This window comes from Halomarina halobia (assembly GCF_029338575.1).
GTDB classification, from domain to species: domain Archaea; phylum Halobacteriota; class Halobacteria; order Halobacteriales; family Haloarculaceae; genus Halomarina; species Halomarina halobia.
This window is the reverse complement of sequence record NZ_CP119992.1, coordinates 501,166-525,610: the sequence shown is the minus strand read 5'-3', so window position 1 is coordinate 525,610 and position 24,445 is coordinate 501,166. Positions and strand designations below refer to the sequence as shown.

Here is a 24,445-nt window from a genome sequence, read left to right as displayed (position 1 = left end):
GGATCGATCATGATGATTACCCTGCCCGTCGAAAGGTATCAGTTCGACAGGAGCTCCGTTCGGCCGCGTGATCTACCTTCTCCTCGGGACTCCCCCGGAGTGATCCCTCGTCGATAAGTATCTATTGCGTGAATAGCTCGAAAAAACATATATGCGATAGAGACAGATATCCGCTGTGACACTGGAGAGTCCGGACGCGCGCGCTCGAACGGACGATTCCGGCGGGACGGGCGGCGGTCGGCGGGGGCGGACGGTCCTCGTGCTCGTCTGTCTCGTCGCCGTCGTGACGAGTTCGACGCTCCTCCCGTCGACCGGGCCGAGCGCGGGGCCTGTCGACCGCTCGCCCGGTCTCGGAGACGCCGTCGCGCCCGTCGCGGACCTGTTCGCGCGCGCGGCGGGCGGGCCGTGGTCGGGACCGGGCGTCGGTTCGCGCGCGCCGGGCGAACTCGGGGCGCTCGCCGATAGCGAGCGCCTCGCCGTCGGCGGTTCTATCGGACCCCGCGAGGGGAACGGCATCGCGACGCTCTCGCGGACGCCGCACTTCACCGTCGAGAGCCCCCGGCCGGCCTACTGGCGGTCGGCGTCCTACGCGACCTACACCGGCGGCGGATGGGAGCGCGCCGAGGACCGTCGACGGTTCGCGGGCGAGACGCCCCGGAGCGCCGACGGGACGCTCGTCCAGACGGTGACGCTGAACCGCTCGGCGACGGTCCTCCCGGCCGCGTGGCGACCGATCGACGCGGCGGTCGAGTCCGATCGCCGCCTCTACGAACGCGGCGGCGGCCTCTCCGTCGACCGGTCGCTCCCCGCCGGCGCGACGTACACCGTCGTCAGCGCGCGGCAGACGCCCGACGCGGCCGCGCTCGACGCGGCGGGGGCCGACTACCCGCGACCGATCGAGGAGCGGTACGCGCGTCTCCCGCCGTCGGTGCCCGATCGCGTGGCGTCGTTCACCGCGCGTCTCACCGCGGACGACGGGACGCCCTACCGGACGGCGACGACCGTCGAGCGGTGGCTGCGGGAGAACAGGGCGTACTCGCTGAACGCGACGCACGACCCCGACCGGGACGTCGTCGATCAGTTCCTCTTCGAGATGGAGGCGGGCTACTGCGAGTACTTCGCCGCCTCGATGACCGTCATGCTCCGGTCGCAGGGGATCCCCGCCCGCTACGTGGTCGGCTACACGCCGGGGACGCCGAACGGCGACGGGACGTACACCGTCCGCGGCATGAACGCCCACGCGTGGGTCGAGGTCTACTTCCCCGATCACGGCTGGGTGGCGTTCGATCCGACGCCGGCGGACGCCCGTCTGCGGGCCGAGCGGGAGGCGCTCGGCGACGCCGATCGGGGTCGCGGGCCCGAGGCGAACGGAACCCGCGAGGAGACGCTCCCCGGAACCGCGACGGGACTACTCCCGGTCCCCGACGGCCGAACCGCGAGCGTGGTCGCGGCCGGTCTCCTCGCGCTCGCGGGAGGGCTCCTCCTCGTCGCCTCGCGGCGTTCCCGACGCGACCGGATCCGGAGGCGGCTCCGCGCGTGGGGGAGCACGCTCCTGACCGTCCTCTCAGCCGGTCTCGCGGGCCTTCTGGTGGGTTTCGCGGTCGGAGTCGTCGATCGACTGCGCGCGTTCGACGGGCGATCGCTGGCGCGCGCGCTGGGGTGGGCGCTCCCCGTGCGAGTCGCGGACGCCGTCGATCGGATCGGCGGACGGCGACTTCTCGGACCGTCGGCTCGCCCCCCCGGTCCTGCCGCCGTCGAGGCCGGGGGCTCGACCGCCGACCGCGACGATCGGGAGGCGGTGGGGCGCGCGTGGCGACGGCTCGTCGTCGCCCTCGAACTCGATCGGTGGCGGCACCTGACGCCCGGGGAGATCGCCCGTATGGCGAAGGCGAAGCGGTACCCCGCGGACGCGGTGGACGCCCTCACGGACGCCTTCCGGGAGGTCGAATACGGCGGGCGGGATCCGTCCCCTCGGCGGGCGGCCGCGGAGACGGCGGTCGACGCGCTCCACGAGGAACGCAAGGAGCGTGAGGGCTGATGCTCCGGCGGATCGTCCGACCGGCGGCGGTGGCGTTCGGATCGGCCGGCGTCGCGCTCGCGCTCCTCGACGCGCTCGTTCCCGGCCCGCTCGCACCGACGCGAGCGGCGCTCGGGTCGTCGCCAGGCGCCCCCGGTCCGACGGCCGCGACCGCCGTCCTCGGCGTCGGCCTGGTGCTGTACGCCGCGGTGGCCGCCCGCCGCGGGGCCGCAGAACCGGCGGATCGCCCCCTGGCACCGAGCGCGCCCGCGCCCGAGGTCGCGCGGACCGACGAGGCGCTCGTCGGCGAGGGGTTCGACGAGAGCTACTGGGCGCTCCGGCGGGCGGTGACGGACCGGCGCGTCCCCTTCGAGGAGTCGCTCGACGGCCTCCGCGGCGTCCTCCGGGAGGTCGCGCGCGACCTGCTGGTCGCCTCGACCGGCGATCCGCCAGACGCCTGTCGGGAGCGTGTCGCGACCGGCGAGTGGACCGACGACCCGATCGCGGGGGCGTTCCTCGGCGACGACCGCGCCCCCGCGGTCCCGATACGCGGGCGGATGTGGGCGTGGCTCGCACCCGGTCGGGAACTCGACCGTCGCCTCGATCGCACGCTCGACGCGCTCGACGCGCTCGCGGCCGACCTCGACGGCGTCGATCCGCGCCCGGTGCGCCGGTTCGAGCGCGGGACGCTGTCGGACGAACCCGCCGGCTCGACCGGCGCGGGGGAACCGACCGACGGAGCCGGGGCGACCGACTCGGACGGCTCGAGCGTTCCGACTGAGGGCGTCGGTTCCCCCGGGGGCGGTTCGCCCGCGACGGGTCCCGCCGATGCCGACGCGACGGAGGCGGTCGGACCGTGGTGACCGCGGCGACCGAACACCCCCGCTTTCGGGGGGCGCTCGCGGGAGCGCTCTTCCTCGCGGGCGTCGGGTTCGCGACGGCGTCGCCCCCGATCGTCCTCGCGGCGGTCATCCCCCTCGCGTTCGTCCTCTACGACACCGCCGTGGGGGTTCCGGACGGGACGGTCGCTCTCTCCCGATCGTTCGACGCCGCCGAGGCGGCACCGGGCGACCTCGTGACGGTGACGCTCGCCGTCGAACACGTCGGGAGGCGGCCGCTCCCGGACGTTCGCGTGGTCGACGGCGTCCCCGACGGCCTCGCGGTCGCCGAAGGGTCCCCACGGGGCGGGCTGTCGCTGCGCCCCGGCGATCGGACGACGATCGAGTACGCCGTGCGGGCGCGTACCGGTGCGTTCACGTTCGGTCCCGCCACGGTCCGCCTCCGGAGCGTCAGCGCGGGGACCCGCGTGACCGATTCGGTCGCGGTCTCGGGCGACGCCGCCCTCCGCCTCGACCCGCGCGCGGCGGCGGTCCCGCTCGACCCGCGGACGCGATCGCTCGCCGGATCGCTGACCGGGCGAGCGACGGGCGACGGGACCGACTTCCACTCGGCGCGGGCGTACCGGCCGGGCGATCCGCTGTCCCGGATCGACTGGCGTCACTTCGCCAGGCATGGCGAACTCGCGACCCTCGAGTTCGACGAGCCGAGGGCGACGCGGGTCGTCCTCGTCGTGGACGACCGGGCGGCCGGCCGCGCGATCGCCTCCCCCGGCGGACCGAGCGGGGTCGAGCGCTGCGTTCACGCCGCGGCGCGGATCGCCGCGACGGTCCGCCGGTCCGACGCCCGCCTCGGTCTCGCCGTGATCTCCCCGCCCGACGCGGGCGGCGTCGCGTGGGTCCCCCCGTCGAGCGGTCGCGGAGCGGCCGCGACGATCGACGCGGCGCTCGCCGCCATCCCGGACGGCGAACCGTCCGACGCTGCGGGCGTCGTGTCGCTCTCCGCGGGGCCGGCCTCGACCGACCCGTCCGTCGGGGAGCGCGTCGACCGCCTCGCTCGACACCTCCCGTCGGACGCGCGGGTGATCGCCGTCTCGCCGCTGCTCGACGACGGTGCGACGACTCTCTGTGAGCGGTTGCACCGCCACGGCCACCCGACGACGGTCGTCTCGCCGGACGTGGTGTCCGGGACCTCGCCGGGACGGCGGGTCGCCCGGCACCGCCGCACCCTCCGGGTCGGCGCGCTGCGCGCACGCGGCTGTACCGTCGTCGTCTGGCCCGCGGCAGGATCGCTGGAACTCGCGTTCGCGACCGCCTCCTCCTCCGCCCGGACGGCATGACGCGGGACGACGCCGCGCCGATCAGGGGGTCGCCCCGCCCGCACGACCCTTCGTTCGTCCCGTCGCGAATCGGCGCGACCGCGCTCGCGGCGCTGACCCTCCTGACCGCGCTCTGGTACGCTACCCTCGTCGGCGCTATCATCGCCCTCGGATGTGCGATCGCCGGGAGCCTCCTGCTCGCGGTCGCCGCGGTGGCGCTCCGCGACGACGATCCGCACCGGGTCGCCCTCGGCAGCCTGGCCGGGGTCGTCGCGCCGGCGCTCGTCCTCTACGGGGTGTCGAGGCCCCTCTCGCCGTCCCCGTCGTCCCCGCCGCCCGTCGGCACGGCGGCGCTCGTGGCGGTGCTGGCGCTCGCGGTGTTCGCCGCGAGCGCGACGGTGCCCGCCGCCGTCGGTTACCGACGGCTGTGGACCGCGGCGAACGCGCTCGGACGGTCGCTCGTGCCGCCCTCTGTCCTGCTCATCGCCGAGGTGGGCGTCGCCGCCGTCGCGCTCGCGCCGGGCGTCGGCCGCGCCCTCGACGCGGCCGGCGACGCCCTCGGATCGCTGCTGCTCCCGTCCGGTTCGGTCGCCGTCGGCTCGTTCCTGATCGTGACGGGGGCGGCACAGGTCGCCACCCGCCGCGCCGTGCGGCGGCTCCCGCTCGCCGCGCTCGCGCCGGACGCCCGCCGCCGGGGCGTCCGTGAGGCCGGAGAGCGGGTGGTGCACGCCTGCCGGTTCGGCCCGCTCTCGCTGGTCTGTGGCCTCCTCGTCGGCGCGTTCGAGGTCGCCGGGTCGCTTCCCCTCGCCTATCGGGCGCTCCCGTCACCCGTACGGGGTGCGCTGGTGGCGCTCACGACCGCGCCCGCGATCCGGTGGCCGTCGCTGGCGTGGCTCGCACTCGCCCTGACGGTGATCGTCGTCGCCCGCGCGATTCGAGAGGCGAGCCGCCTCCGCCCCGCCGGCCTCGTCGGGGCGCTCGCCCCGATGACCGGCGGCGCGGTCGCGACGGCCGGTTTCCTCGCCGTCGGGGGCGCGTCGCTCGTCGAACGGCTCGACCGGACGCCGGTCGCGGGCGACTTCGCGGCGTTCGTCGCGGCGATGTTCGGCGGGCCGACCCTCGCCCTGATGGCGGCGTTCCTGGCACTGTCCGCGGCGTACGGCCTCGTCGTCGCCCTCCCGCTGCTCGCGGGCCTGCTTGCCGTCCCCGACCGGGTCGCCGGACCCGCCCTCGCGAGCGGGGCGCTCCTGGTCGCCGCCGCGCTCGTCGCCGCAGTCCACGGCGAGACGCTCGCGCTGTTCGTCGGGGTGGCCGTCGCGATGCTGGTCTGGGACGCGGGGGAGTTCGCCACGTCGCTGGCGGAGGATCTCGGCGGCGCGCGGACGCTTCGCCCGCCGGAGTTCGTCCACGGCGCGGCGAGCGCCGCCGTGGCGGTCGTCTCGGTCGTCGCGGCGGCGACGCTGACCGCCCTGATCGGCGGCGGAGGAGGGGAGACGTCCTCGTCGGTTCTCCCGGTCGCGCTCGTCGGCCTCGCCCTCCTGGTGGCCGCGCTGCGCGGGTCGCTTCGCGGCGATTGAGGCCGCGACGGTCGCGCTCGGAGCGGACGTTCAGCGGCTCGTGACGGCGGGTACCTCGAGGTCGTCGAGGAGGTCACCGACGACCGCGGCACCGTCGTCGCCGCGGACCGTCGCCTCGGGGGCTAACGCGAGTCGGTGCCGGAGAACGGGCACCGCGAGGCGCTTTACGTCGTCCGGGACGGCGTAGTCGCGCCCGCGGATCGTCGCCCGCGCTCGGGTCGCCTCGAAGAGCCGCTGCACCCCGCGCGGCGAGACGCCGATCTCGACGCGGCCGTCAGTCCGGGTGGCGCGCGCGAGGTCGACGATGTACTCCCGGATCCGACCCTCGACGGTCACCGACTCGGGGTGCCGGAGGAGCGCGGACAGGGTTGATCCGTCCACGACCCGTTCGACGGTCGCGCTCGGCGTGGTTCGGTTGGCGCGTCGCTCCAGCAGTTCGAGTTCGCCGTCGCGGTCGGGGTATCCCATCGACGCCGTGAGCACGAAGCGGTCCCGCTGGGCCTCGGGGAGGGGGAAGGTGCCGGCCTGCTCGACGGGGTTGGCCGTCGCGACGACGAAGAAGGGCTCGGGCAGCGCGCGCGTCTCACCGTCGACGGTCACCTGCCCCTCCTCCATCGCTTCGAGCAGCGCCGACTGGGTCTTGGGGGGCGCGCGGTTGACCTCGTCGGCGAGCACCACGTTCCCGAAGATCGGCCCCCGCTGGAACTCGAACTCGCGCGCCCGTTCGTCGAAGACGTGCGAGCCGGTGACGTCGGCGGGCAGGAGGTCGGGGGTGAACTGGATCCGCGAGAACGACAGACCGAGCGCCTCGGCGAACAGGCGGGCGGTGAGCGTCTTCCCGGTTCCCGGCACGTCCTCGATCAGCACGTGTCCGCCGGCGACGACGCCGGTCAGCACCGTCTCCAGGAACTCGCGCTCGGCGACGACCGCCTCCCGGATCGTATCGACGAAGTCGGTACAGATCGACTCGAACCGATCCGGGGACGGCGAGGGAGGCGACGATGGAGACGACATTCGATTGTACTGATTACGTGAGTTATCCTATATCAAATATTCGCACCGATCGACGGTAACGTTGATTTTCGCCCGCGGTAACCTCTCGGCGGGAATGAAGAACGGTAAACTGGACGACGTCGACAGACGGATCCTCTACGAACTGCAACGGGACGCGCGTCGCACCTCCTCGGGGGACATCGCGAAGGAGATCGACATCTCGGCGAGCACGGTTCGAAACCGCATCCAGCGACTCGAAGCCGCGGGGATCATCCGCGGTTATCACATCGACATCGACTACGAGCGGGCGGGCTACCCGCTGTACACGAAACTCATCTGTACCGCCCCCATCGACGAGCGCGAGCAACTCGCCAAGCGCGCGCTCGAGGTTCCGGGCGTCGCCGCCGTCAGGGAGGTCATGACCGGCGACGAGAACGTCTACATCAACGCGGTGGGGGAGGACCACGACGACCTGAGCCGCATCGGGCGCGAACTGAGCGCCCTCGGCCTCCGCATCACCGAGGAGGAACTCATCAGGAACGAGTACGTCTGCCCGTACCACGGTTTTCTGGGCCAGGAGCGCCAGGACTGAGTCCCGTTCACTCCCGATCGGCGCACGGACGCGGCGGATTACATCACCGGGATCCAGGACAATCCAGCAAAATAATCGTTCATAATTCACGTACCGATCGAGTCACCGCCATTCTTATAACGTTTTGATTCCTATCCGTGAGGGTACAGGGTAGTACGAAGGCCCCGAGCCTCGCCGGGCGGAGCGGGGCGAACTACAGCCACGACATGACCGTACTGATCATCGGTGACGACGCGATCAACCGCGCACTCGCGGGGCGACTCGACCGTTGCGGGCACCGAACGGTGCTCGTGGGCACCGACGCCGACGCGATCGAGGCGGCGCGCGCCGCCGGGCTGACCGCGCACCGCCTGGACGTGACCGACGCCGAGGCGCTCCGATCGGCGTCGCTCGACGACGTCGCGACGGCCATCGTCTCGACCGACGCTGACAGCGTCAACCTGCTCGCCGCCCAGACGCTCGTCAAGTACGTCGACCGGGTGGTGGTCAGGATCAACGATCCGCGAAACGAGGCGGCGTTCGAGGGGCTGAACGTGGATCGCGTCTGCACCACCACCACGCTCGCTGACGCACTCGCCGAGACGGTCGAACGACCAGTAGCACGATAACTCGATACCATGATGAGAACGAAACGGAGAGCGACCGCGACGCGAACAGCGCCGGCGTCACCGACGCCGCGAACGACGACCGCGATCGTCCCGGACGAGGTCAACGGATGGTAGCGGGCGGCGGAGAGATCGACATCCTGAACCTCCTCTTCGTGCTCGTCGTGGCCTGGACGTTCGGTGCCGCGGCCGAGCGCGTCGGCTACCCGGCGATGATGGGCGAACTGTTCGCCGGCGTCGTGTTCGGTCCGGCGATACTGGGACTGCTCCAACCCTCGGAGACGCTCGACGTGCTCGCGGAACTCGGCGTCTTCCTCCTGATGGTGTACGTCGGCATGGAGGTCGATCTCGACGACCTGTTCGAACTGGGGCCGCAGGCGCTCGTCGTCGCGTTCGGCGCGTTCGTCATCCCGTTCGGGCTGGGCTACGGCGCGGGGCTGATCATCGGCGTGTCGACCGGCGGCGCGCTCTTTCTCGGCCTCGCGATGGCGGCGACGTCGCTCGCGACGAAGTCCCGCATCCTCGTCGACCTCGACATCCTCGACACGCGGATCGCCAAGATACTGCTCGGCGGCGCGCTCGCCTCCGACGTGGGCGTGCTCGTCGCGTTCGCCGCCGTTCTCGGGTTCGTTCAGGCCGGCGTGATCGACGCGACGGCGATCGCCGTCACCCTGCTGGAGGCGGTCGCGTTCTTCGCCGCGACGCTGTTCATCGGGTACCGCTTCCTGCCCCACGTCTGGGAGCAGTTCGATACGCTGCGCCAGCGCTACGGCTTCGTCGACAAGACGACGGCGTTCTCCATCGCGCTGCTGGTCTCGCTCGTGTTCGCCGGGCTCGCCGACCTCGCCGGGCTGCACATGATCATCGGCGGGTTCGTCGCCGGGATGTTCCTCCGGCAGGCCGACCTCCACGAGTCGCTCTACCGGCACATGCACGACGTCATCTACGACCTGGCGATCGGCTTCTTCGCGCCCATCTTCTTCGTCACCGTGGCGTTCGAAATATCGCTCGACATCTTCACGCAGAACGCGGGGCTGCTCGCGCTGCTGGTCGCAGTCGCCTTCGTCGGCAAGATCGTCGGCTCGTGGCTCTTCTCGCTCCCGACGAACCTCACCTCCCGAGAGGGGGTGGTCATCGGCTTCGGGATGAACGGCCGGGGGACCGTCGAGATCATCATCGCCTCCATCGGCCTCTCGAACGGCATCATCAGCCAGGACCTGTTCTCGGTCCTGGTCTTCCTCGCCATGTTCACGACGGCGATGGTCCCGATGACGGTGAAGTGGGGGGTCGACTGGCTCAGCGCGGCGGGGGAACTCGTCTACATGGACGACTCGCCCGTCGAGACGGAGGCAAGGAGCTGACGCTCACTCGACGACGGCCGCCTCAAGCACTTCGAGCGGGTGGCGGATCTCGTAGCCGGTTCCGTGCTCCATCTGCATCGCGCAGGTGGGACACTCCGTCATGCCGACGCTCGACTCGACGGCCTCCATGTGCTCGAACATCTCCTCGCCGATCGCCATCGAGACGTCGTAGTTCTCCCCCTTCCAGCCGTAGGTGCCGCTGATCCCGGAACAGGAGTCTCCCACGTCGGTCACGTCGACGCCGTCGAGGTCGGCGAACACCTCGCGGGACTGGTTCGCGAGCCCCTGGTTGCGGGCGTGGCAGGGCGCGTGGTAGGCGAATTCCCCGAGCGACACCGCCGAGTCGGCGAGCGCCGAGGGGAGGTCCTCGTGGATGCGGAGGTACTCGACCGCGTCGTAGGTGTGGGCGGCGACGGCGTCGGTCCCCTCGAAGTCGAACAGTTCCGGGTACTCCTTCCGGAGGGCCATCGAACAGGAGGTACAGGAGCAGACCACGTCGTAGCCCTCCTCGATCAGTTCGCGGAAGGTCTCGACGTTGAACCGCGCGGCCCGCCGGGCGTCGTCCATCATCCCGTTCGCGAACATGGGGGTGCCGGAGCAGCGCTGATCGGGGACGGCCACCTCGTACCCGAAGTGCTCGTACACCCGGACGAGGGCCTTCGCGACCTCGGGGGTGTTGTAGTTCGCGTAGTCGCCGTGGAAATACGCGACGCGCTTGCGGTCCTCGTCGCCGCGCTCTGCTCGCGTCCGCTCACGGCTACGCCGTTCGCCCTGTCCGAGGCGGCGCAGCCGCCTCGCTTCCTGCGCTCGCGCTTTCGAGGCGTCGTCGCCGCCTCGCTCGTCCCACCACTCGCGGAACGTCTCGGTGGCGAACGCCGGAAACTCGCGCTCCGACGTGATGCCGAGCACGCGCTCGTTCACCAGCTTCGTGATCCCGAGGCCCATCACGAGGTTGGTGAGCCGCGGCACGCGCGAGCCGAGCCGCGCGAGCGTGCCGTAGTTGGCGAGGATCCGGTCGCGCAGGTAGGTGAGCGAGAGGCCCTGCTCCTCGACGTACTTCGCGCGCGCCGTGTTGTGCATCTGGCTCAGCGGGACGCCCGAGGGACACGCCGAGTCACAGCGCATGCAGTTCGAGCACTGCTTGATCGAGGCGTCCACCTCCACGTCCTCCTTGCGCGTCAGCCGCCACTGCTCCGGCCCCTGGAACTTCGGGCCGGGGAAGGTGTCGTCCACCTCCGCGACCGGGCACGAGACGTCACAGCTGGAGCACTTGTAACAGTCGTCCGTGCCCGGCCGGAGGTCCATCTCCTCGGCCTCCGGGAACACCTGTACGGGGTACTCGTCGTCGAAGGCGTCGTCGGTTCGGTCCGTCGCGTCGCTGGGGTCTACTGAGTCGCTCATGTGGTCCTCTCCGTGGTCTCTCCCGCGATCGTTCCGGCCCGGACGCCCGTGGCGAGCGAGACGCCGCTGCCGGAGCACTCCGCGGCGAAGTCGTAGCCTCCGAGGACCGCGCCCGCGGCCCGGAGGTTCTCGTAGTGCGGGTCGTCGGTCGCGTCGAGGGGGCGGAGGTCGCGGTCCACGCGCACGCCGAAGCGGGCGAAGGGGTGGGCGTCGAACGTCCGGTCCTCGAACCAGTCGTAGCGGTCGTCGGGGTGGGGGACGCGACAGCCGAAGACGGCCTCGCGGACGCCCCCGCGATCGGAGCCGATGCCCTTGCCGACCAGCCCGCCGGTGGCGAGTACGTACTGGTCGGCGCGGTAGGGCACCACCCGCCGCTCGTGGCGCACCCGGACGGCCTCGATCCGATCCCCGTCGGCCTCGTGGTCGACGACCGGGACGCCGTTGGTGGCGCGCACGCACGCCTCGTCGGCGGCGGCGTAGAGGCGCTCGGCGAGGCGGATCCCGGGGAGGCTCGGCGGCCCCATCGGCACCTCGAACACCGCGGCGTCGAGGAGCCGTTCGAGCGCCCGGCGCACCTCCTCGGGACGGTCGTGGCCGAGGAGCGCCGGGAAGCCGACGCGCTCGGCGTCCCCGAGGTGGGGTCGGACGAGCTCCGCGAGCGCGGTTCGGGCGGCGACCCGCGACCCCTCGTGCTCGACGAGCGCGTTCTCGTCGAGCGCGCGCGCGAGGCGCGTGACCGCGGCGTCGTCCCGGAAGTCGCCCGGGAAGGGGAGGGTCGCGCCCCGTACCTCGAAGGGGACGCCCGCGGCCCGGAGGTGATCGGCGGCGTAGCCCGCCGAGAAGTCCGTCACCGTCTCGAAGCCGACGAGCAGCGCCTCGCGGTCGTCGCTGGCGAGGCCCGCGGCGACGCCGGCGGGGTAGCGGGCGGTCGGCTTGATCGCGCCGCCGTGGGTCGGCACCAGCGCGTTGCGGTCGGTGTGGCCGCCCCGGTAGGAGTCGCCCGCGAGGTCGTCGAAGAGGGCGAGCCCCTCGCGGACGCCCTCGCTCCCGAGGCGCGCGTAGGGGTGGGGGTGGTCCTCCGGGAGGGCGTCGATGGCCTCGAACGGGTCGGCGAGCGGGTCGGGGTCCTCCCCGTCCGGCGCGTAGCCGAGTACGTCGATCAGCCCGGAGGCCTGCCGGAGCGTGCTCTCCTTGTGCGAGACGAGCCGCGTGCGCGCGCCGGTCCGCGCGGCGGCGATGGCGGCGGTCACCCCGGCCAGCCCGCCGCCGACGACGAGGACGTCGTCCTCAATCGCCATGCTCGCCCCCGTCGAAGGCGGCGAAGTCCACCCGTCGATCGGTCCGCGCCGGATCGCGGTCGCGGTTCATCGTCGCCGCGTGGAGCGCGTGGTTGAGCATCGCCTGCGAGAGCTGCTCGCCCCACAGCGCGTGTCGCTCGCCCTTGTAGCGCTCCCGGTAGAGGTCGTCGAACGCGGCGGTGACGGTCGCCTCGTCGTACTCCGGGTGGAGTTCGAACGCCATCCGGTGGGCGCAGAAGCCGCCCTGGCAGTTGCCCATCGAGGCGCGGGTGCGGATGCGCGCGGCGTTGAGGTCCGAGCCGGACTGGGAGATGGCGTCGCGTAACTCGGCGCGAGTGACCGCCTCGCAGTCGCAGAGCACGGGGTTCGGCTCGCCGGTGCGAAGGACCTCGTCGGCGCGGCTGCCGAGGCGCTGGACGCTCCGGCGGCCGATCGGCGACCGGAGGCCGAAGTCCGCCATGTAGTCCCGGAGGACGGAGAAGTCCTCGCTCCCGGGGAGGGGGACCTCCGCGGTTCGGCAGGGGGCGGAGACGCCGAGCTTCTCGCAGACGTGGTCGGTGATCGACTCGGCCATCATCCGGTAGGTGGTGAACTTCCCGCCGACGATGGAGGTGAACCCGGGGAGGTCGTCGCGCTCGTCGTGGTCGAGCAGGAAGTAGTCGCGAGTGATGTCCGTCGGGTCGGCCGTCCCGGTCCCCGGCGGTTCGTACAGCGGGCGGACGCCCCAGAACGAGCGCACCGTCCGCGACTCCGCGAGGATCGGGACCAGCTTCGACAGCTCGTCGATGAGGAGGTCCACCTCCCACCCCTCCTCGGGGTAGTCCTCGGGGTCCGCGACCTCCTCGTCGGTCGTCCCGAGGATGGCGGTCGTCTCGTGGGGGACGACGATGTCGGCGTCGCCCTTTGGCCGGCAGCGGTTGACCACGCGGTCGACCTGCCGGCAGTTCATCACGACCATCGCGCCCTTCGACGGGCGCACCTCGACGTCGACGCCCGCGAGCGCGCCGACGCGGCCGGCCCACGCGCCGGTCGCGTTGACGACGTGCTCGGCGTAGATCTCCTCGGTCGAGCCGGGGGTCCCCTCGCCGTGCCCGCCCGGGCCGTCGCCGTGGCGCACGCGGACGCCGACGACGCGGTCCCCCGGGCTCGCCGACGGCGTCCCGGAGGCGCGTCGTCCGCCGCCCTCGACGAGCACGTCAGTCACCGCCGCGTGCGTCTCGACGCGCGCGCCGAACTCGATCGCGCTCGCGGCGTTCGCCACGCAGAGGCGGAACGGGTCCACAGCGCCGTCGGGGACGCGGATCGCCCGCGTCACGTCCGGCGAGAGGTACGGCTCCTCGCGCCGGATCGTCTCGCCGTCGACTACCTCGGCGGGGATGTCGCAGGCGCGACAGCCGGCGAGCTTCTCCTCGAAGTAGTCGTCCGGGTCGCCCTCCAGCTGGACGAAGTAGCCGCCGGTCATCTCGACGCAGTGGCTCGCGATCTCCCGGAGGACGCGGTTCTCCTCGATGCACTCGCGCGCGCTCTTCCGATCCGAGACGGCGTAGCGCCCCCCGCTGTGCAGCAGGCCGTGCATCCGGCCCGTCGTTCCGTGGGTGAGGTTCCCCTTCTCCACGAGCGTGACGTCGACGCCGCGCATCGCGAGGTCTCTCGCGATACCGCACCCGGTCGATCCCCCGCCGATAACTATGACCGCTGTCTCCGACGCCATCGGTTACTGCCCGAAGGAGGGCCGGGGTGTACTTTATTTTATCGCGACTGCGGCTTCGTCGGTAAAGATATGTGTCCGAACCCGGACCGGTCGGATTGTGGACGTGAGCTATCCGACAGATCGCCCGTATCAGGCCGTATCTGTCGGCGGCCGTGAGGAAGATTTATAACGATATTCAATATTGTTTACCATCGTAGACCGTGCGGCGATAAATAATCGATCGTCGCACCGGGGGCGAGCGGCGTCACGGTCCGCCGCGGCGCTTCTACGGAGGTGACCCACAGTGCAAGACGAGACATACATCGGTGCCATCGACCAGGGGACGACCGGAACGCGGTTCATGGTCTTCGACCACGGCGGCAGGGTCGTCGCGAACGCCTACGAGACGCACGAACAGATCTACCCGGAACCGGGCTGGGTCGAACACGACCCGGTCGAGATATGGGAGAACACGAAGACGGTCGTCACGCGGGCGCTCGCGGAGGCGGGCCTCGAAGCCGACCAGCTCGCCGCGCTCGGCATCACCAACCAGCGCGAGACGACGCTCCTCTGGGACGCCGAAACCGGCCACCCCGTCCACAACGCCATCGTCTGGCAGGACCGCCGGACGACCGACCGCGTCGAGGAGCTCCAGGAGGCGGGCATGGCCGGCACCATCCGCGAGAAGACCGGACTGGAGGTCGACGCCTACTTCTCCGCGACGAAGGCCGAGTGGCTGCTCGACAACGCCGACCCCATCAAGCTTCAGCGCGCCCGTCCCGAGGACGTGCGCGACCGCGCGGAGGCGGGGGAGATCCGCTTCGGGACGATCGACGCGTGGCTCATCGACAAGCTCACCGGGAACCACGTCACCGACGTGACGAACGCCTCCCGGACGATGCTGTACAACATCCACGACATGGAGTGGGACGAGGAGCTCCTCTCGGAGTTCGGCGTCCCCGCGGCCACGCTGCCCGAGGTGCGCCCGTCGAGCGACGCCGACTACTACGGCCACACCGACCCAAACGGCTTCCTCGACGCGGAGATCCCCGTCGCGGGCGCGCTCGGCGACCAGCAGGCCGCCCTGTTCGGCCAGACCTGCTTCGACGCCGGAACGGCGAAGAACACCTACGGGACGGGCTCGTTCTTCCTGATGAACACCGGCGACGAGCCCGTCGAGAGCGACCACGGACTGCTGACCACCGTCGGTTTCCAGCGCTCGGGCGAACCCGTCCAGTACGCGCTTGAGGGGGCCATCTTCATCACCGGCGCGGCGATCCAGTGGCTCGAGGACATCGAACTCATCGACAACCCGGCCGAGACGGAGACGCTCGCCCGGAGCGTCGACTCGACCGACGGCGTCTACCTCGTCCCCGCGTTCACGGGCCTCGGCGCACCCCACTGGGACGGCCGCGCCCGCGGCACCGTCGTGGGGCTGACCCGCGGCACCCGCAAGGAGCACCTCGTCCGCGCGACGCTCGAGTCCATCGCGTACCAGACCCGCGACGTCGCGGAGGCGATGGAGGCCGACTCCGGCATCGAGATGGGGACGCTCCGCGTCGACGGCGGTGCCGTGAAGAACAACTTCCTCTGTCAGCTCCAGTCCGACATCGTCGGGACCGACATCGTCCGCCCCGAGGTGGACGAGACGACGGCGCTCGGGGCCGCCTACGCCGCCGGCCTCGCGGTCGGCTACTGGGAGACCGTGGACGAACTGCGGGACAACTGGCAGATCGACCGCGAGTTCACCCCGGAGATGGCCGCGGCGGAAGCGGACGGCCTGCACGCCCGCTGGATGGACGCGGTGGACTGCTCGCGCGGCTGGGCGACCGACGGGGGTGACTGAATGGCGCAGATCGACCTCTCGGGGCTCTGGGCGCTGGAGATGCTCATCGCGGCGTTCGCCGGCGGCGCGTTCGGCGCGGCGCTCGGCGCGCTCCCCGCGTTCATCTTCACGGGGTTCATGGTCATCGCGGGGGAGGCGGCCAACATCCTCGGTAAGGCCGTCGCCGACGTCGGCGGCCTCGACCCCGCCGAACTCGAGGCCGTCGGCATCACCGGCTCGATCGCGTTCGGCCCCGTCTTCGGTCCCCACATCAGCTTCGCGGCGGGCGCTGCGGCGACCGCCTACGCCGCCCGCAAGGGGTACATCGACGACCCCGGCTTCGACTACCACCCCGCGAAGGACATCCCCTACGCGCTCGGGACGAAGCCGGACGTGCTCGCGGTCGGCGGGATCTTCGGGATCGTCGGCTACTGGATCGCCACGCTCTCCGGCGCGCTCTCGCTCCCGTGGGACCCCATCGCGATGGGCGTCGTCCTCTCGGCGCTCGTCCACCGCGTCGCCTTCGGCTACCCCATCATCGGGGACACCTCGCAGGGACTGCTGAACATGAAGCCGTTCGAGCGGGAGGAGCTTCGCGTCATGGGCGAGCACGCCACCGACGGCGGAGCCGAGAACTCGCGGCTGCTCGTCGAGCCGTGGCTCCCCCACCAGTACAAGTGGCCGAACGTGGCCGCGATCGGCGCGGTCGTCGGGGTGCTCGCCGCGTACACCGCCTACGTGACCGAGAGTCCGTTCCTCGCGTTCGGCATCAGCGCGGCGAGCCTCGTCTTTCTCAACCTCGGGGTGGCGAACATCCCCGTCACGCACCACATGTCGCTCCCCGCGAGCACGGCGGCGCTGGCGCTCGTCCCGCAGGGGACGCCCATCGCGGAGGTGTCGATGGTTACCGTCCTCGTCGTCGGCGCGGCCTTCGGGCTGATCTGCGCGCTGTTCGGCGAGCTGTTCCAGCGCGTCTTCTACGCGCACGGCGACACCCACTGGGACCCGCCCGCGGCCGGCATCGTCTTCGGGACGTTCCTCGTCGCGGTGCTCGCGATACTCGGCGTCTTCCCGCAGAGCGTCTGGGTGCCGCTGCCCTGACCCCTGACGCCGCGCGGCTGACGGGCCGGACGCCCGGTGCCGTCACCCCGCGCGATCGATCTCACCACACCTACCGTAGATGGACTTCGAGGAACGCATCCTGAGACGACAGCGGACCAACGGGGACGCCCGACTCGTGCGCGACGACGACGCGGTGAACCCGCTCGCGCACCTCGACGAACCGGTCGGTCGCGGCCCCGTCCTCGAGCGACTGCTCGACGCCGTCGCCCCCATCTTCGAGGACGGACTCCCGGCCGACAGCTACCTCTGGGGGCCGGCGGGAAGCGGGAAGTCGGCGCTCGTCACCGCGCTCGTCGATCACCTCTCGCGGCTCGTCGTCGGGGGGCACCGGGCGATCTACACGACGACCCGAGGCGGCGCGGCCGCGCCGTCGCTCGCCGTCGAGTACGTGGACGCCCGCGAGGCCAACAGCGCGTTCGGGCTCTACTACGCGGTGCTCGACGCGCTCTCCGACGACCCCATCCCGCGCGGCGGCGTCCGAACCGACGCACTCAGGGAGCGCCTCGACGAGTGGCTCTCCCGGCGGAACCGGCGCGTCCTCGTCGTCGTCGATCACGTCGGCGAACCCGAGACGTACCCGGCGTCGTTCGCGACCGAGCAGTTCGCCCCGATCTCCGGGTCGGTTGCGACCGTCTGCGTCGGACGGGAGCCCCCCGACGACGGGTGGGACCCCGGACGGGTCGTCGAGGTGCCGGCGTACGACCGGCACGCACTGGAGGACGTCCTGACGGCGCGCGCCTCCCGCGGACTGGCCGCGCGCGCGGTCCGCCACGAACAGCTCGCCTGCATCGCGTCGTGGGGCGACGGGAACGCCCACGACGCGCTCTGTGCGCTGTTCTGCGCGGTCGACGCCGCGCTGGCGGCGGGGGCGGATCGCCTGGACGACGACCACGTCGAGGCCGGGATGGCGGCGGTGCCGCGCGGCGGCGTCCCCATCGGCCGCGTCCTCGCGCTCTCCGACGCCCGGCGGATCGTCCTCAGGCACCTCGTGACGCTCGACGCCGAACAGCGGACGTCGGTCGGGGTCACCGCGGAGGCGATCGCGGCCGCCCCCGACGTGGCGCTCTCCGTCGGGACCGTCACGCGGGTGCTGTACGAACTCGCCGAGGACGGCATCCTCGACCGCGTCGCGGTCGCGGCGGACTCCGGCCGGGGGCGGCCGCCGAGCCGCCTCGAACCGCGGTTCTCGACGCTCGCGTTCCGGCGACTGTACGACGCGGCGTGAACCGACGCCCCGTCCGGTGCAGTTAAGCGCGTTTCGAACGAGGGTGCACGCGACAGCGATGTACGAACGGATTCTCTTCCCGACGGACGGAAGCGAGGGGGCGGACGACGCGCTCGACTACGCGCTCTCGCTCGCCGAACTGTCCGACGCGACGGTCCACGTGCTCTACGTCGCCGACACGAACCGCGACAGCCTGACGGTCCTCGGCGGCGAGGTGGTCGACGCCCTCGAGGAGGAGGGCGAGCGCGTCGTCGGCGAGACGGTCGAGACGGTCCGGGCGCGGGGCGTCTCCGCCGTCGGCGAGGTGGTACAGGGCGAACCCCACCCCTCGATACTCGACTACGCCGACGACGAGGGCGTCGACCTGATCGTGATGGCGACCCACGGGCGGCGCGGACTCGACCGCTACCTCCTCGGGAGCGTCACCGAGAAGGTCGTCCGGACGGCGTCGGTGCCCGTGCTGACGGTCCGGATGGACGAGGAGTAGCGGGTCGGGGACGCGTTCTCGGAAACACCCGCCGGATGCATCGCTACTTTATCGTACTCGTGAGTAACGAGGGCCGAACGCGGATCGAGGTGCGGCGGGAGGCCGGAGTCGAACGAACGTCCCCGTCCGCCGCGCGTCGCCCGCGCTCTGTTTATGAGCTTCGGAACGCACTCCACGGCGCTGTTACAGTCCGGCGACCTGATCCCCGACAGTCCGGCGGCGGCCGTCGAGACGTACGGCGGCCTCATCGGCGACGTCGTCGCGTTCGTCGCCGCCTTCGTCGTCGTCTACCTCCTCGGTCGCCTCCTGCTCGTCCCGCTGACCAACCGCGCGATGCGCGCCCGCGACTTCGATCCCACGATCCGAAGCCTCGCGGAGAACGTCGTCGGCGTCGGCGTCCTGTTCGCGGCGATCGCGGTCGCGTTCACCGTCGCGGGGTTCGGGGTGTTCCTCGCGGCGTTCGCGACCGTCGGCGGCGCGCTGGCGCTGGCGCTCGGCTTTGCCGCCCAGGACCTGCTCAGCAACTTCGTCGCCGGGGTCTTCATCCTGAAGGACCGGCCGTTCGAGATCGGCGACTGGATCGAGTGGAACGGCATGGAGGGCGTCGTCGAGGACATCGACCTGCGCGTGACGCGCGTGCGGACCTTCGACAACGAGCGGATCACCGTCCCGAACTCCGAACTGGCGAACAACGCCCTCACGAACCCGGTCGCGTACGACACGCTCCGGCGGACGTTCGTCTTCGGCATCGGCTACGACGACGACATCGGCCGCGCGACGCGGGCCATCCTGGAGGAGGCGGCGGCGGTCGAGGGCGTCCTCGACGACCCGGAGCCGTCGGTTCGCGTCACCGAACTGGGCGACTCGGCCGTCGGCCTCCAGGCGCGCTTCTGGATCGCCGATCCCTCCCGCGGCGACCTCGTGGGGGTGCAGTCCGACTTCGTCCGGGCGGTGAAGGAGCGCCTCGACGCCGAGGGGATCGACATGCCGTACCCCCATCGCGAACTCACCGGCAGCATCGACGTGGGCGGGGTGATCGAACAGGAATCAGCCGCACGCGCGAACGACTAAGAGCGAGAGCGACCGGGCCGCGTCAGTCGTCGGGAGCGTCGGTCGGCGGCCGGTAGGTGCGAGGCGTCTCGAGGACGGCCGCTCCGTCAGTACCCGACCGCGAGACCGTCCTTGCGCGGCTCGGTCGCCCCCGAGAGGATCCCCTCCTCGTTGCGGACGATCTGCGCCCCGCCGAACTGCGAGGCCGGAAGGGTCCGCACGTCGTGGCCCTTCCGGACGAGCTTCGGCGCGATGCCGTCGGCGACGCGCTCCTCGAGCGCGAGCGTGTCGTCCTCGCGGTAGCGCCACCGCGGTTCGTCGAGTGCCGCCTGCAGCGAGAGGTCGTAGTCCACGAGGTTCGAGATCACCTGTACGTGGCCCTGGGGCTGCATGTAGCCGCCCATGACGCCGAAGGCCGCCCAGTCGTCGTCGCCGAAGCGGGCGAGGCCGGGGATGAGCGTGTGGAACGGACGCTTGCCCGGCGCGAGGCGGTTGGGATGGTCCGCGTCGAGCGAGAACGACGCGCCGCGGTTCTGGAGCGCGATGCCCGTGTCGCCGGCGACGAGACCGCTCCCGAAGCCCGCGAACCGGGAGTTGATGTAGGAGACGACGTTGCCCTCGTCGTCGGCGACGCACAGGAGCACCGTGTCCGCGTCCTCGGCGCGCGCCCCGGGGACGCCGAAGGAGGCGTCAGCGAGCCCCTCGCCGTCGAGTTCGCGCGCGCGCCGCCGGGCGTACTCCATCGAGCCGAGTGGAGGGATCTCCTCGTAGTCGGGGTCGGTGATGTAGTGGTGGCCGTCGTGGAAGGCGAGCTTCGTCGCCTCGGCGAACTCGTGGACGCGCTCGGGGGAGTGAAGCGGGTGTCGGGCGGCGTCGCGCACCCCCGCGATGTTGAGCGCCTCGAGGACGACGAGCCCCTGGTTGTTCGGCGGGAGCTCATACACCTCCGCGCCGTTGTACGTCGTGCTCACGGGATCGAGCAGCTCCGGTTCGAACGACGCGAGGTCGTCCGCGGCGAGGAGGCCGCCCTTGGCCCGCACCTCGGTGACGATCCGCTCGGCGATGTCGCCCTCGTAGACGACGTCCGCGCCCTCGTCGGCGACGCGCCGGAGCGACCGCCCGAGGTCCGGGAGGCGGACGCGCTCGCCGACCGTCGGCGCGCGACCGCCCGGGAGGTAGGCCTCGCGGGCGTGCTCGTCGGCGAACAGCTCCTCGCCGTGACGCCACTGGGCGGCGACGACCTCGGTGACGGGGTACCCCTCGGTCGCGTACCGGATCGCGGGCGCGAGCACCTCCTCCATCGAGAGGCGGCCGAACCGCTCGACGGTCAGTTCCCAGCCGCGGGCGGTGCCGGGGACGGTGACGGTGTGCGCGCCGCGCTCGGGCATCGTCGCGTCCGCGTGATCGACGCCCGCCTCCGCTGCGACCGCCTCCCGGACGCGCTCGCGGGTCGCGGCGGCGGGCGCGCCGCCGCAGCTGCGCATCGCGCCGACGTCGTCGTCCGCCGTCCGGTAGAGTGCGAACACGTCCCCGCCGAGGCCCGTGCTCGTGGGTTCGACGACGTTCAGCGCCGCCGCGGTGGCGACGGCCGCGTCGAACGCGTTCCCCCCACGCTGGAGGACGGTGATCCCGGCCTGGGACGCGAGCGGCTGGCTGGTGGCGACGATCCCGCGCTGGCCGTAGACCGTCGAGCGGCGCGAGTTGAATCTGTCCAGATCTACCGTTGGCATGCGCGTTAAATTCACGCAAACCGCCGAAAGCCGCGGGCCGAATAGTTTCGGTTGGGACGGATACGGGGGCGGTTCGGGGGCGTTCAACCGGCGTTACGCCCCCGTGTCGAGGGGTTCGACGCCCCGCGTCCCTGCCCCCCGCGGACGGGGATCCGACAGTATATGTGTCCCGCGGCCTCCGAGTCGCGTCGTGACGTTCTCCATCTGCGTCCGTGAGGAGACCGACGACGGCGCGGCCTTCGGCGTCGCCGTCGCGACCGACGCGCCCGCCGTGGGCGCGCTCGCCCCCTGCGCGAGCCACGAGGGGGCCATCAGCACCCAGAGCTTCGTCAACGTTCGCCTCGGGCGGCGGGGCGTCGCCCTGCTGCCCGACCTCGCCGTCGACGACGCGCTCTCGGGGCTGCTCGCGCGGGACGACCACGCCGAGTTGCGGCAGGTCCACGGCGTCGACGCCCGTGGGACGGCGTTCGCCCACACCGGCGAGGGCTGCGAGGGGTGGTGCGGCCACGTCGTCGACGAGGAGCGCGGCGTCACCGCCGCCGGGAACATGCTCGTCGGGGAGGAGACCCTCCACGCCGCCGCGGCGGCCTACGTCGACGGCGACGGCCCGATCGGCGAACGGCTCGTCGGCGCGCTCGCGGCGGGCAGGGAGGCGGGCGGCGACGAGCGGGGGCACACCTCCGCCGCGCTGAAGGTCAAGGCTCCGGAGACGACGATCTACCACGACCTGCGCGTGGACGAGCACGAGGTGCCGATCGCGGAACTCCGCCGCGTCTACGAGGCGGCCCGCGAGGCGAGCGAGACGTTCACCGAGGCGAAGAAGTCGCGGATCTTCGACTGAACGCATCGGGCGATTCGCGGCGCGAATCAGGGATTCTCGACCGACACGCCCGACGCGTCGGTCGGTTCCGCGTCCGCCCCGTCCGTCGGCTCCACGCGGTGACAGTCCGCGGCGCGGTCCGGCCCGAGCGGGACGCGCTCGGGGGCCTCGTCGGCGCACGGCGAGGGGAACGCCGCGTGGACGACGCGCGTCGCCTCCTCCTCGTCGCCGGCGACGACCGCCCGCGCGGCCGCCTCGACCGCCTCCGCGGCCTCCTCAGGGAGGTCGCCGCGGTCGCCGGGGAGCGACTGTTCGACGACCGCCGACGCGACCGACGCGTCGTCCGTCGGTCGTCCCGCCGCCGCCAGTTGCGCCGCCACGGCCTCCGGGTCGAGAGCGCCGTCCTCGACGCGCGTGCGGAAGGTGAACGCCCGGCGGAACGCCCCCTGGTCCCCCGGCCAGTCCGCGGGCGGGACGATCGCCGGACAGCGCGTGTGGAAGCGGCAGCCCGACGGCGGATCGAGCGGCGACGGGACCGCCCCCCGGAGGACGACGCGCTCGCGCCGCGCCTCGGGGTCGATCCGCGGCACCGAGGAGAGCAACGCCTCCGTGTAGGGGTGCTGTGGATCGTCGAACAGCGCCTCGACCGGTGCCGTCTCGACGATCCGCCCGAGGTACATCACGGCCACGCGGTCCGCGATGTGTCGGACGACGCTCAGGTCGTGCGTGATGAACAGCAGCGAGAGGTCGAACTCCTCCTTGAGGTCCGAGAGCAGGTCCAGGATCTGCGCCTGGACGCTCACGTCGAGCGCGGAGACGGGCTCGTCGGCCACGATCAGGTCCGGCTCGACCGCGAGCGCGCGGGCGATGCCGACGCGCTGCTGCTGCCCGCCGGAGAACTGCCTCGGGTGGCGGTCCAGGTGACTCGCCCGCAGGCCGACCCGCTCCAGCAGCTCCTTGGCGCGCTCGGTCCGGTCGGCGTCGCTCCCGCCGATGCCGTGGACCTCCATCGGGGCCGTGAGGATCTGGCCGACGGTCTGGCGGGGGTTGAGCGACGCGAGCGGGTCCTGGAACACCATCTGCAGGTCGCGGCGGTACGGGCGCATCGCCCGCTGGGAGAGCCCCGCCAGTTCCTCGCCGCGGTAGCGGACGCTCCCGGCCGTCGCGTCGTGGAGGTTGAGCACCGTCAGCCCCAGCGTGCTCTTCCCGCAGCCCGACTCGCCGACGACGGCGAGGGTCTCGCCCTCACGGATCGCGAGGTCCACGCCGTCGACCGCCTTCACCGACGACGACGATCCGACGACTCGGTCGAGTAGCCCGTCGGACTGGTCGAAGTGTTTCTTCAGCCCCTCGACCTCGAGCAGCGGGGGCCGTCCGTCAGCGTCGCGGCGTTCGGCGTCGGTCACGGTCGATCACCCCCGGGGCCGCGACGGAGACAGGCCGCCTCGTGGCCGTCCCCGCCGACGGGTCGGAAGTCGGGATCGCGTTCGAAGCACTCGCGCGTCGATTCCGGACAGCGCGGCGCGAAGTGACAGGCGTAGGGGATGTCGATGAGGTCCGGGACGTACCCCTCGATCGGCCGGACGTCCGCCTCGGGGTCGTCGAGGCGGGGCGTGCTCGCGATGAGCCCCTGGGTGTAGGGGTGTCGCGGGTCCGCGAACAGTTCGTCGGCGGGGCCGCGCTCTACGATCTCGCCCGCGTACATCACCGCCACGCGGTCGCAGAGCTCGGCGACGACCGCGAGGTCGTGCGTGATGAACAGGACGGACGTGTCGAAGGCGTCCTTCAGGTCCCGCAGTTCGTCGAGGATCTGCGCCTGGATGGTCACGTCGAGGGCGGTCGTCGGCTCGTCCGCGATGAGCAGGTCCGGCTCGCAGGCGAGCGCCATGGCGATCATCGCCCGCTGGCGCATCCCGCCGGAGAACTCGTGGGGGTAGTCCCGCGCGCGGGCCGCCGGTTCGGGGATCTGAACCGCCTCCAGCATCTCGATGGCACGCCGCCACGCCTCGCCGTCTCTCGCGGCACCGAGGATCTTGCGCTTGACCTCGGCGGGGAGGGAGACGGACTCGTCTACGTCCTGGTGGAGGCGGACCGTCTCCGCGATCTGCTCGCCGACGGTGAGCGTCGGGTTGAGGCTGTTCATCGGGTCCTGAAACACCATCGAGACCCGTCCGCCGCGAAGTTCCCGCAGTTCCGCCTCGCCCTTTTCGAGCAGCGACTCGCCGTCGAGGCGGACGTCGCCGCCCGCGATCTGTCCCGGCGCGTCGACGATGCCGAGGACGCTCTGGGCGAGGACGCTCTTTCCCGACCCGGACTCCCCGACGAGGCCGACGATCTCGCCGGACTCGACGGTCAGGTCCACGCCGTCGACGGCGTGCACGACGCCGCGATCGGTGGGGAACTGCGTCCGCAGACCCTCGATCTCGAGGAGCGTCACGGCGACCACCCCGCGCGGTCTCCGCGATCGGGAAGGTGACGGCGCGACGTCGTCGCGGTC

General features: G+C 72.0%; 20 protein-coding genes. 13 read left to right on the top strand and 7 right to left on the bottom strand.

Annotated elements, in window-relative coordinates; all coding sequences use genetic code 11:
* The first annotated feature begins 175 nt into the window (after nucleotides 1-175).
* The 4 genes from P1K31_RS02740 to P1K31_RS02725 are packed head-to-tail and all read left to right on the top strand — an operon-like array spanning nucleotide 176 to nucleotide 5,749.
* On the top strand, nucleotides 176-2,038 hold the full coding sequence (locus P1K31_RS02740; protein ID WP_276304746.1) for a transglutaminase TgpA family protein: 1,863 nt from the start codon (nucleotides 176-178) through the stop codon (nucleotides 2,036-2,038).
* The gene (locus tag P1K31_RS02735) at nucleotides 2,038-2,880 is read left to right on the top strand and encodes a DUF7269 family protein (protein ID WP_276304745.1); all 843 of its coding nucleotides are present in this window, start codon (nucleotides 2,038-2,040) and stop codon (nucleotides 2,878-2,880) included. Before P1K31_RS02740 ends, P1K31_RS02735 begins: the two co-directional genes overlap by 1 nt.
* The gene (locus P1K31_RS02730; protein ID WP_276304744.1) at nucleotides 2,877-4,193 is read left to right on the top strand and encodes a DUF58 domain-containing protein; all 1,317 of its coding nucleotides are present in this window, start codon (nucleotides 2,877-2,879) and stop codon (nucleotides 4,191-4,193) included. Before P1K31_RS02735 ends, P1K31_RS02730 begins: the two co-directional genes overlap by 4 nt.
* The gene (locus tag P1K31_RS02725; protein WP_276304743.1) at nucleotides 4,190-5,749 is read left to right on the top strand and encodes a DUF7519 family protein; all 1,560 of its coding nucleotides are present in this window, start codon (nucleotides 4,190-4,192) and stop codon (nucleotides 5,747-5,749) included. The genes P1K31_RS02730 and P1K31_RS02725 overlap by 4 nt, the downstream gene beginning before the upstream one ends.
* Before the next feature lie 30 nt (nucleotides 5,750-5,779).
* Here P1K31_RS02725 and P1K31_RS02720 read toward each other — a convergent pair whose 3' ends face one another.
* Nucleotides 5,780-6,763: an AAA family ATPase gene (locus P1K31_RS02720; RefSeq protein ID WP_276304742.1), complete on the bottom strand. Its 984-nt coding sequence runs from the start codon at nucleotides 6,761-6,763 to the stop codon at nucleotides 5,780-5,782.
* 94 nt (nucleotides 6,764-6,857) lie between these two features.
* On the opposite strand from P1K31_RS02720, the gene P1K31_RS02715 reads away from it, so the two are divergent.
* The 3 genes from P1K31_RS02715 (at nucleotide 6,858) to P1K31_RS02705 (ending at nucleotide 9,300) form a co-directional block, all read left to right on the top strand.
* Nucleotides 6,858-7,334: an Lrp/AsnC family transcriptional regulator gene (locus P1K31_RS02715; RefSeq protein WP_276304741.1), complete on the top strand. Its 477-nt coding sequence runs from the start codon at nucleotides 6,858-6,860 to the stop codon at nucleotides 7,332-7,334.
* 137 nt (nucleotides 7,335-7,471) lie between these two features.
* The gene (locus tag P1K31_RS02710) at nucleotides 7,472-7,942 is read left to right on the top strand and encodes an NAD-binding protein (RefSeq protein WP_276304740.1); all 471 of its coding nucleotides are present in this window, start codon (nucleotides 7,472-7,474) and stop codon (nucleotides 7,940-7,942) included.
* A 107-nt stretch (nucleotides 7,943-8,049) separates the two neighbouring features.
* Nucleotides 8,050-9,300, top strand: coding sequence for a cation:proton antiporter (locus P1K31_RS02705; RefSeq protein WP_276304739.1), 1,251 nt, complete (start codon nucleotides 8,050-8,052; stop codon nucleotides 9,298-9,300).
* A gap of 3 nt (nucleotides 9,301-9,303) precedes the next feature.
* Here the strand turns inward: P1K31_RS02705 and P1K31_RS02700 are convergent, their stop codons facing one another.
* Genes P1K31_RS02700 through glpA form a run of 3 tightly spaced genes read right to left on the bottom strand, consistent with a single transcriptional unit; the run spans nucleotide 9,304 to nucleotide 13,710 of the window.
* Nucleotides 9,304-10,701, bottom strand: a complete 1,398-nt coding sequence (locus P1K31_RS02700) for an anaerobic glycerol-3-phosphate dehydrogenase subunit C (RefSeq protein ID WP_276304738.1) — start codon at nucleotides 10,699-10,701, stop codon at nucleotides 9,304-9,306.
* A complete protein-coding gene (gene glpB, locus P1K31_RS02695) occupies nucleotides 10,698-11,999 on the bottom strand; it encodes a glycerol-3-phosphate dehydrogenase subunit GlpB (protein ID WP_276304737.1) in 1,302 nt (433 codons plus the stop codon). Before glpB ends, P1K31_RS02700 begins: the two co-directional genes overlap by 4 nt.
* Complete coding sequence (gene glpA / locus P1K31_RS02690) at nucleotides 11,989-13,710, bottom strand: anaerobic glycerol-3-phosphate dehydrogenase subunit GlpA (RefSeq protein ID WP_276304736.1); 1,722 nt, start codon at nucleotides 13,708-13,710, stop codon at nucleotides 11,989-11,991. Before glpA ends, glpB begins: the two co-directional genes overlap by 11 nt.
* A gap of 283 nt (nucleotides 13,711-13,993) precedes the next feature.
* Between glpA and glpK the strand changes: the two genes are divergently transcribed.
* From glpK to P1K31_RS02665, 5 genes are all read left to right on the top strand, one after another.
* On the top strand, nucleotides 13,994-15,535 hold the full coding sequence (glpK, locus tag P1K31_RS02685) for a glycerol kinase GlpK (RefSeq protein ID WP_276304735.1): 1,542 nt from the start codon (nucleotides 13,994-13,996) through the stop codon (nucleotides 15,533-15,535).
* Nucleotides 15,536-16,615: a DUF7973 family transport facilitator gene (locus tag P1K31_RS02680; RefSeq protein ID WP_276304734.1), complete on the top strand. Its 1,080-nt coding sequence runs from the start codon at nucleotides 15,536-15,538 to the stop codon at nucleotides 16,613-16,615.
* A gap of 79 nt (nucleotides 16,616-16,694) precedes the next feature.
* Complete coding sequence (locus P1K31_RS02675; protein WP_276304733.1) at nucleotides 16,695-17,861, top strand: AAA family ATPase; 1,167 nt, start codon at nucleotides 16,695-16,697, stop codon at nucleotides 17,859-17,861.
* A 58-nt stretch (nucleotides 17,862-17,919) separates the two neighbouring features.
* Entirely contained in the window at nucleotides 17,920-18,348 is a 429-nt protein-coding gene (locus P1K31_RS02670; protein ID WP_276304732.1) for a universal stress protein, read from the top strand.
* Nucleotides 18,349-18,501: 153 nt separating this feature from the next.
* Nucleotides 18,502-19,419 carry a mechanosensitive ion channel family protein gene (locus P1K31_RS02665; RefSeq protein WP_276304731.1) on the top strand — a complete coding sequence of 306 codons (918 nt, stop codon included), beginning with the start codon at nucleotides 18,502-18,504 and terminating at the stop codon, nucleotides 19,417-19,419.
* 86 nt (nucleotides 19,420-19,505) lie between these two features.
* Here the strand turns inward: P1K31_RS02665 and P1K31_RS02660 are convergent, their stop codons facing one another.
* On the bottom strand, nucleotides 19,506-21,128 hold the full coding sequence (locus P1K31_RS02660) for a gamma-glutamyltransferase family protein (protein WP_276304730.1): 1,623 nt from the start codon (nucleotides 21,126-21,128) through the stop codon (nucleotides 19,506-19,508).
* Nucleotides 21,129-21,318: 190 nt separating this feature from the next.
* On the opposite strand from P1K31_RS02660, the gene P1K31_RS02655 reads away from it, so the two are divergent.
* Entirely contained in the window at nucleotides 21,319-21,969 is a 651-nt protein-coding gene (locus P1K31_RS02655) for a DUF1028 domain-containing protein (RefSeq protein WP_276304729.1), read from the top strand.
* A gap of 26 nt (nucleotides 21,970-21,995) precedes the next feature.
* Here P1K31_RS02655 and P1K31_RS02650 read toward each other — a convergent pair whose 3' ends face one another.
* Both P1K31_RS02650 and P1K31_RS02645 read right to left on the bottom strand, forming a co-directional pair.
* Entirely contained in the window at nucleotides 21,996-23,354 is a 1,359-nt protein-coding gene (locus P1K31_RS02650; protein ID WP_276304728.1) for an ABC transporter ATP-binding protein, read from the bottom strand.
* Complete coding sequence (locus P1K31_RS02645; protein WP_276304727.1) at nucleotides 23,351-24,385, bottom strand: ABC transporter ATP-binding protein; 1,035 nt, start codon at nucleotides 24,383-24,385, stop codon at nucleotides 23,351-23,353. Before P1K31_RS02645 ends, P1K31_RS02650 begins: the two co-directional genes overlap by 4 nt.
* Between the last annotated feature and the right edge of the window lie 60 nt (nucleotides 24,386-24,445).